This is a genomic window from Novosphingobium sp. GV079 (genome assembly GCF_003058045.1).
Taxonomy (GTDB): Bacteria; Pseudomonadota; Alphaproteobacteria; order Sphingomonadales; family Sphingomonadaceae; genus Novosphingobium; species Novosphingobium capsulatum.
In genome coordinates this window covers 1-1354 of record NZ_QBUE01000053.1, presented here as the reverse complement: position 1 = coordinate 1354, position 1354 = coordinate 1, and the positions used below count along the sequence as shown (strand labels likewise).

1 tRNA gene is annotated in these 1354 nt (G+C 54.5%); it reads right to left on the bottom strand.

The annotated features are described in order from the left end of the window. Positions 1-1164: 1164 nt before the first annotated feature. Positions 1165-1234: transfer RNA gene (locus C8K14_RS22245), tRNA-Thr, on the bottom strand. Positions 1235-1354 lie beyond the last annotated feature (120 nt).

The window sequence follows — 1354 nt, the reverse complement described above, 5'->3', positions numbered from 1 at the left end:
CCTCGACCGCATGGGCCCTCATCGCTTCCATCCGAATGATCACCCGGCGAACCGCAACCTATTGCCTTGCTTGAGAAACTTCCGAATCAGGCACTTAGATGACCGCTTACGATGGAGGCAGGCGTGTAGGCATAACGCCATTACCAACGCCAGCGGGCCGATGTGGGCCGGGCGAAACCCAGCCGCGCCAGCCTAGATTACTAGGCTGGCGCAGGTCCTCGACCGTCACGCCCCTCATATGGTGGAACGTCTGGGAGTTGCCTCTTTGATCCAGCGACGCTACTAGATCATTTTGGTACTTAGGTCAATAAAGTGACAACACTTGTAATGTGGGCAGCTGTTGATGCCCGAGGGCCGAGCGCAATTTACGTAGCCAGCGATAGCCGCATCACTTGGGGGTCCGTGCACTCACGCTGGGATAGTGGTCGTAAAGTATTTTCCGCAGGGAGGTTCCCAGACATCTTTGGATATGCTGGCGATGTACTATTTCCGGCTCTGTCCATATCGCAAATTTGTGAGTTATCTGAGCAAGGTTTTTTGTGGCAGGACTCGGATGACGCCTTACAGCGCCATTTGACTTTCGTGGCTGCGATGGAAGCTTCCCTTTCACGGAGGCATAATTCGCCCGACAGAGATTTTCACATTTTTCACGCTGCTCGGGAGGGGGACGGCCTTGGATGCAGGTTCGTAGCTTGGAAGACCAGCTTTTCAGCAAAGCGCCGGAAATTTTCGGACCAAGCGATCGAAGTGCACGCTGAAGGTTGCAAATCGCGATTGCTCGCCGCTGCGGGGAGCGGCCAGGACGCGTTCATGGATGAAGTTATTGAATGGCAGTCTTCGTCCCAGATGCATACATCTCGAGCTGTTTACAGCGCGTTTTGCGACGCACTTCATAGCAAGGCAGATCCGTTAAGCGGTGGCGCTCCACAGCTGGTGGGCCTTTATCGAAAAGGGTCTGCCAAAGTTTTCGGCCATGTCGATGGGAATGGGTGTTACGTGCTGGGATTACCGGTAAACCCCCATTCGCTCGGATCGAAAATTGAGTGGAGAGACAGGCTTTTCCAGCGTGTATGCCCTCACTCAGGCGACGTGCTCCCTGGCGCACAACGACAATTTCGAGATTGATCTCCGTTTCTCAACGCGTTCGTCCTTGGACAAGCGTCTAGCGACGTGTCGGACTTGCACCGACGACCTCCGATTACAAAACGGACGCTTTACTGCCTAAGCTAACGTCAAACCTATGCTACCACACCCTCCTAAGTGCCTGATTCGGAAGTTTCTCAAGCAAGGCAATAGGTTGCGGTTCGCCGGGTGATCATTCGGATGGAAGCGATGAGGGCCCATGCGGTCGAGG